This is a genomic window from Novosphingobium sp. 32-60-15, from assembly GCF_002280675.1.
GTDB lineage: Bacteria > Pseudomonadota > Alphaproteobacteria > Sphingomonadales > Sphingomonadaceae > Novosphingobium.
The window spans coordinates 23415-30308 of sequence record NZ_NCEN01000026.1; the positions used below are offsets into that span (position 1 = coordinate 23415).

Annotated in this window: 6 protein-coding genes; 5 read left to right on the forward strand and 1 reads right to left on the reverse strand. The window is 55.7% G+C overall.

The features are described from left to right. Nucleotides 1-71: 71 nt before the first annotated feature. Nucleotides 72-269 (forward strand): hypothetical protein, encoded by a 198-nt coding sequence (locus B7Y89_RS15625; RefSeq protein WP_292939504.1) that lies wholly within the window; start codon nt 72-74, stop codon nt 267-269. 83 nt (nt 270-352) lie between these two features. Here the strand turns inward: B7Y89_RS15625 and B7Y89_RS15630 are convergent, their stop codons facing one another. After that, nucleotides 353-1000: a sugar transferase gene (locus B7Y89_RS15630; protein WP_292939505.1), complete on the reverse strand. Its 648-nt coding sequence runs from the start codon at nt 998-1000 to the stop codon at nt 353-355. Nucleotides 1001-1647: 647 nt separating this feature from the next. Between B7Y89_RS15630 and B7Y89_RS15635 the strand changes: the two genes are divergently transcribed. The 4 genes from B7Y89_RS15635 to B7Y89_RS15650 form a co-directional block, all read left to right on the forward strand. Further along, on the forward strand, nt 1648-2625 hold the full coding sequence (locus B7Y89_RS15635) for a glycosyltransferase family 2 protein (protein ID WP_292939507.1): 978 nt from the start codon (nt 1648-1650) through the stop codon (nt 2623-2625). A 603-nt stretch (nt 2626-3228) separates the two neighbouring features. Then, nucleotides 3229-5397 (forward strand): polysaccharide biosynthesis tyrosine autokinase, encoded by a 2169-nt coding sequence (locus tag B7Y89_RS15640; RefSeq protein WP_292939509.1) that lies wholly within the window; start codon nt 3229-3231, stop codon nt 5395-5397. A 17-nt stretch (nt 5398-5414) separates the two neighbouring features. Further along, on the forward strand, nt 5415-6731 hold the full coding sequence (locus tag B7Y89_RS15645; protein ID WP_292939511.1) for an outer membrane beta-barrel protein: 1317 nt from the start codon (nt 5415-5417) through the stop codon (nt 6729-6731). Between the two features lie 71 nt (nt 6732-6802). Continuing rightward, nucleotides 6803-6894 (forward strand): hypothetical protein (locus B7Y89_RS15650; RefSeq protein ID WP_292939513.1); only part of this gene is annotated, 92 nt, incomplete at its 3' end.

Consider the following 6894-nt stretch of genomic DNA (forward strand, 5'->3'; position numbering starts at 1 on the left):
GCCCGAATCACGATGTATATTTATGGTTAACGAAAAATTGGTGACAACAAGTCGCCTGAGAGAGGATCGCCGTGCAGAAGCTGACCGTTGTTACGCCAACAATCATCAACCATTCCGTCACAAGCCTGAAAATGACACGGATCAAGGTTTCGGAAACGTCGGCTGAAACGTCGAAGTTCAAGCGCGAAGGCAAAGCTGTGCTGTTGGCAGCGGGCTTTTGCCTCGCGGTCTGGATGGTCCTTGCGTGGGTCATGATGAACAGGCCGTGAAGCATTCCTTTTTGGTAAAATGATTTGCGTATTTGTCGGATGATACCACCAGTGAGTCGCGACTGAAATGTTGCGACGCTTGCTTAAGAGGATCCCCTCGCGAGCAGCACCGCAGGGATCGTCAAAAACAGGATCTTGAAATAGAGCGTCGGCGTGAGTGATCGCGCAAAGGCGACATCCATCGCGACTCTACGGCGATAGCTCACATCATTGCGACCACTGATCTGCCACAGGCCGGTGATGCCGGGTTTTACCTGGAGGTAGGATTCGAAGTATCGGCCGTATCGGCGGCGTTCCGCATCGACGATCGGCCTTGGCCCGACCAGGCTCATATCACCGACCAGGACATTCCAGAACTGCGGCAATTCATCGAGGCTGGTTTTGCGCAGGAACTGCCCCACCTTCGTGATCCGGGGATCATTCCGCAACTTTTGGTGGATCTCCCACTCGGCTCGCGATTCAGGGCACGTCTCCAACAGGTGGCGGAGCCTTTCGTCTGCATCCTTGGCCATCGAACGGAACTTGAGGCAGTTGTAGTACCTTCCGCCGTAACCAATGCGACGATGTGCGAAAAAGACCGGCCCAGGTCCGCCTGTGATCAAAATAACCAAAGCGATCAGCAGCATCAACGGTAGGAAAAACAGCAAGGCTGCCAATGACAGAACAATGTCACAAGGGCGCAGAATGCTGCTTTGAGCCACATCTCGCCTCGCTAGGAGTTTACTGGCCATCAGTTAGAAATCTTGCCATTTCCTGTGCATCCTTACCTTAGACCAGAAATAGGGTCTTCGCGGACGCGGTACGATCATGCTGCAATGCATTATCGTCCGGATATCTGCGTTATCAGCAATCGTCTGCCGTCATCTGTTGAAAATGCGCCGAAGTGGACCGTTCTGCGCGAGTTGATGGAGTTTTGGGCTTTTCTACTCCAAATTGAAGCATTCACAGGGTTTTGTAAGGCGATTTCGAAGGAGAAACTTCACTGGCGTGCCTTGACAGAGGGGCGTTAACCATAATTACCAAGGCTGCTCACGCACTAAAAACAATATACCATTGCTAGGTGATTCTTTCACCTTTCGTTAATGATGTTTTGCGCAGCTAAGGGTGTTCAATGCTGCATTTGCGAAGCCGGATTTTTGGGTTACGTCCGAGACCTGTTTATTGATTTTACGTGTGGAGTCATGTCGGTCTCTTCAACCAGATCTGAAGCGCGAACGGGCCAAAACTATTGCGACCGACTGGTCCTGACCCGTGTCGCACTCGTCGCGCTCCAGGATGGCAGGGTAACGTTTCAAACTGATGTTTCGCAAATTTTAGATCAGGATGTTGGGTGACATGAAGCTGGAACGACCAATCGCTCTCGTACTTTGTCGACGCTGTGATTGACGTCATCATTCCGGCGTACAACGCTGGCGCAACCGTCGGTCGGGCGGTTACTTCGTCTTTGGCGCAGCGCGAAGTCGCGTCGGTGATTGTCGTTGACGATTGTTCTACCGATGATACCGCAGATGCAGCATTTGCGGCCGGCGCGGGCGACAGCAGGCTCAAGGTAGAGCGCTTTGCTCAGAATCGCGGTCCGGCAGCGGCGCGCAATCACGGATTTTCTTTGGCTCAGGCACCGTTTCTGGCCATGGTCGATTCAGATGATTGGGTGCTTCCCCGCAGGTTTGAGGCGCTGTTGGGAACTGCCCAGAGCTGGGACTTTGTCGCCGACAACATCCTGTTTCTGCCCGAATCCCAAAAGGCAGAGCCTTTGCCTGAAGCCGTGCTCGATGGGCTTCCCGATCGGTGCCGTCCCCTTGGTTTGGCCGAGTTTATTGATCGCAATATCTCGCGGCGGGGGCAAAGTCGTGGTGAACTGGGCTTTTTGAAGCCCGTTTTCCGTAAGGAACTGCTTTCCCTGCATGATTTGCGCTACGCTGAAGATGTCCGGCTTGGCGAAGATTTCATCCTATATGCCAAAGCGATGGCGCGTGGTGCGCGATTCGTGCTGTCGCAACGTTGCGGCTACATCGCGATTGAGCGTCCGGGTTCACTCAGCGGCCAGCATAGCATCCACGATTTGCGCGCCTTGCATGCAGCCTGTTTGGGGATTGCTGCTGAAAGCCAGCTTTCGGAAGGTGAACGGGACATGTTTGATGCCCACGCCGCATCCATCGCGATCAAGATCAAACATCGACAGTTTTTGGCCGACAAACAAGCCCATGGCTTGATCCGCACAACTGCGACGATGGCTTTACGCCCAGGTGATTTGGTCCATGTTCTGCGTGAAATACTTATGGATAAGCGCGACGGATTGCGGGGAGCAACAGTGCCAGAATGGCGGCTTCTTTTGAACGACAGCGATTTCGTATAGCTGCGCAAAGCATGCGGAGTGCGCCTTCATCGCAAAGGCGACGGCTGTTCAGAATGATACTTGGCTTAATCAAAGCTCGGCCGCACGATGTGGCTTACAATTCACTCGGCTAAGCCGCGCTAAGCGCATTTTGTCTCATTAAATATGGGACCGGAATGGTTCAAAAATACTCCGTTGCGATCCACGTCTTTTCTGGGAAGACTCTTGGTAAGCATTGGCCGGGGGGTGTTCGTTCGGATGTGCAAGGCCGCACGGATTCCTCTTCATGCGAGCGCCCGGCGACCTGCTCCGGCTTGTCCGACAACAGTGTGTTTTGGCCGCTATGGCGTTGGTGCATAACGCATGTTTCGGGTTGTGGTCTGCGATGGATTTGATGCCGGTATCTGGCCATGCAGTCTTGCAAAACAGGCGCGGAAAACACGCTATCGCGTTTCGCAAACCACATTTTCATTCGCACGTGCAGCATCCGGCTTTTCCTCACGTGAATGAGCACAAAGCAGATAGATTGGTCCAGAATGCAATAGGTCGCCAGTCATAACTTTTGCTGCCTGTGCACACAGGCTATACGCCCCAACTTAATGGCACATAAGGCGAAATCCGGAAATGAAAGACGTAGATTCTCTTGGCGGCGAGGTGCTTGATCCTGCCGAGGATCAACGCATTGCCGATGCGCCTCCAGCACGGATTTTGCCTGATCCCCGCGTAATCTGGTTGATGTTTCGCCGTAACGCGCTGCTTTTCTCGTTGGTCACAGGTGCCGTCATCGTTGCGGTTGCTGCCTGGACATTGACCAGAACGCCGATCTACGAAGGCACGGCAAGCCTGTTGGTCGAAGTCGCCACGCCTGATGTGGTCGATGTAAAGGCCGTGACGAAGGACATCGCAACCAACAGTGAAGCGATAGATACGCAGGTGCGGCTGATTGGCTCGCCAGACGTCGCACGCCGCGCTGCTGCCGCTTATGCTGCGTTGCGACCAGCCGATCCCAAATCCGCAACGGATGAACGAGAAGCGCTGGCGCAAGTCATTCTGGCCAACACGACAGTGGCGCGTGTCGGCGCGACTTTCGTCATCCAGTTGACGGCGACAGCGCCCGATCCCCAATTCGCATCCGACATGGCCAATCTCGTTGCGCAGCAATACATCGCCGCGCAACGCGAAGCCAAAGTGAACGCTAACAGCGATGCAGGAAAGTTCCTGCAGGCCCGAACCGCAGAATTGCGCGCGGATGCGTCGGCAGCGGATGCTGCGTTGCAGCAGTATAAGATCAGCAATGGTTTGATGAGCGCGCAAGGCTCAACCATGGCCGAGCAAGAGATTTCAACGCTTAACCAGCAGATTGCCCAAGCCGAGGCCGAACTGGCCGAAAAAGAAGGTCGGCTCAGTGCAGCAGAAGGTCAGCTTCGTGCCGGCGGAGGCGGTGCCGATGTTGGTGCAGCGCTTGGTTCAGGCACAATTGGCAGCTTGCGGCAAAGCGAGGCAGTGGCCAGCACCAAAGTGGCCGAGATGGAATCGCGCTATGGGCCGCTCCATCCAGATCTGAATCGCGCGCGTAGCGAACTGGCCGAAGTCCGCTCGCAGATCCAGCAAGAAATCAATCGCATATTGTCCAACTTGCGGGCCGATGTGCGGGTGGCATCGTCACGCCTCAGCTCGCTACGGGGAAGCCGGGCTCGCGCAAACGGCACACTTGCTGGCAACAATTCAGCCGCGGTCGGGCTGATGGAGCTTGAACGCCGCGCCGAAGCGGCCAAGGGCATCTATGAGACGTTTCTGAAGCGCCTTCAGGAAACCAGCGCCCAAGAAGGCCTGCAAGAGGCCAACGCCCGCCTGACAAGTGTTGCAGAGCTGGCCGACGAACCTGTGTTCCCCAATCGCCGCCTTGCCGCGCTGGTTGGCATTCTGGGCGGTTTTCTAGCCGGCTTTGCAGCCATCGCGATATCGGAATATCTGCGCGGCGGCATCCGGACCAAGAGCGACATCGAAAAGCGCCTGCGCGTGCGTTACGCCGGAGCGATCCCGACGCTCGATTCCACGCTTGGCAAAGAGCGGCGGACCGAGCCGCCAGAGGAATACGTCGTCTCGCACCCGTTCTCGATTTTCGCAGAAAGCTTCCGCGCGCTGCAAGCCTTCATGATGCTGGGCGGGACCAAGACGACCGGGGCAAAGTCTGGCCGGGTAATCGCCATTTCGTCGGCCTTGCCGCAGGAAGGCAAAACAACAACCTCGACGTGTCTGGCCCGAACCACAGCCATGGGCGGCGTCAGTACAGTGCTGGTCGATTGCGATCTGCGCCGGCGCGGATCAAGCGCGCTATTGATCCACAAAGCGCGACCGGGCCTGTATGAATATCTGGCAGGTGAAGCCACCCTTGATGAAGCGCTTGTGTTTCATCAAGAAAGCGGCATGTACCTGCTCGGGACAGCAGCCCCCCAGCCTGATGCGCGTGATCCTTTGACGCCGGAAAATCTGGCCAGAATGACCGCTGAATTGCGCGAGCGTTTCGAGGTGACCATCCTTGATACCGCGCCTGTGCTGGGTGTTGCAGATGCCCGCGCCGTGGCGGCCTGCGCCGACCGGGTTCTGGTCATCACGCGGTGGGCCAAGACATCTGCCGATGCGGTTGAAGCGACCATCGAAATATTGCTGGCCGCTGGCGCAAAGATCAGCGGCGTTGCGCTTAGCCAGGTTGATATCACCAAATATGCAAGCACCGGGCACCAGGACATCTATAACTACCAGCGGCAATTCCGCGGTTATTACGCCAATTGATCGGTAAGGGAATGGCAATGCGCGCAATTAAAATCGGTCAAATTGACGGGGGCTTTTCCAGGTTTTCCCTCGGTGGTTTTGCCCTGCTGGCTTGTACAACATCAGCCTTTGGCCAGGAAGACGACACGTTCGGGTCAAGCGTGACGTCACGCGAAGCCAGCCGCCTCCGTCAGGGCGGGGTGCGCACGGGGTCATTCCTGGTCCTGCCAAGCGTGCAATTCGATCTTGCTTATAACGATAACATTCTGGCAACCGAGACGAATTCGACAAGCGACGGGATTGCGACAGTACGCCCTGAAGTTTCCGTTGAATCCAATTGGAACAACCACTCCTTCCGCCTTAATGGCCGCTATCAAAAGACGGCTTATTTTGACAACAGTTCGGAAAACGTTTCCGAATACGGCGTGGCGGCTAATGGACGCCTCGATATTTCCCGTCAGACGCGTTTGGCGGCCTCGGTTGATTACAACCGGTTGGCGGAGCGGCGTGGCGACTTGGGAAGCTTCCAATCCACTGCTGAGCGGGTGAAGTTCTCAACGCTCGGTGGTACGTTAAGTCTTGATCAGGGGCTTGGTGATCTGACGGTGAGAGCAGAAGCGCGCGCCCAGATTTGGCGGTACGAAGATGTGGCCTTGCCGGGCGGCGCTTTGCTTGACCAAACGTTCCGCAATTTCAGTGTTGTGTCGGGCAGCCTGCAAACAGGATACAGCGTCAGCCCGATAACCCAGTTTTTCACCCGGGCCACAGTCGAAGCACGCCGCTATGATTTGCGTCCGGGAGACGTTGGCTTTGATCCGCTCACGGGTGTTGATCGCAGCTCAAACAGCTTCCGCCTGGAATTTGGTGTCCAGCGCGAATTGACCCAATTGCTGACCGCCAATGTGCGGGTTGGCTATCTGAACTTCCGCTACCCCGATCCAACCGTGCGCGACCTTAAGGTTCTCGCCTATTCCGCCACATTGCGTTGGAACGTGACGCCGCTCACCAGCATTTATGTGGATGGTGAACGCGGCGTCGACGAAACGGTGTCACCCACAACTGCGGGCAACTTGCGAGACGAAGTGCGCTTGAAAGTTGATCATGAACTGCTGCGCAACTTTGTGGTGACCGGGCGGGCAAGGCTTGGCTGGATCAAGCCTTCGGTTGTCAATGCCGGACCGGGGTTTGTTTTGGGCAATAGCCGTGAGCGGCAATTCGAGTTTGAATCGCGTTACTATATCAAAGACCGCCTGCGCTTGCAGTTTGCTCTCAGGCATCAGGCGCGCAGTTCAGCTATCAATTTCCTGAACTTCAAATCGAATACGGTGTCGGTTGGAATGCACTACGCACTCTAACGCAGCGACCAAACTTGGGTGCCAGACAAGAATTGAAAACCTGCGTCCCGCATCGGAAGGTAAATTGATCTATGAAAATTGCGATGGTGGGTTCGGGGTATGTTGGGCTCGTGTCCGGTGCCTGCTTTGCTGATTTCGGGCACGATGTGGTGTGCATCGACAA

Coding starts and splice junctions, on each gene's coding strand:
- B7Y89_RS15645 (WP_292939511.1), top strand. CDS start 5,415: ATGCGCGCAATTAAAATCGGTCAAATTGACGGGGGCTTTTCCAGGTTT.
- B7Y89_RS15630 (WP_292939505.1), bottom strand. CDS start 1,000: ATGGCCAGTAAACTCCTAGCGAGGCGAGATGTGGCTCAAAGCAGCATT.
- B7Y89_RS15640 (WP_292939509.1), top strand. CDS start 3,229: ATGAAAGACGTAGATTCTCTTGGCGGCGAGGTGCTTGATCCTGCCGAG.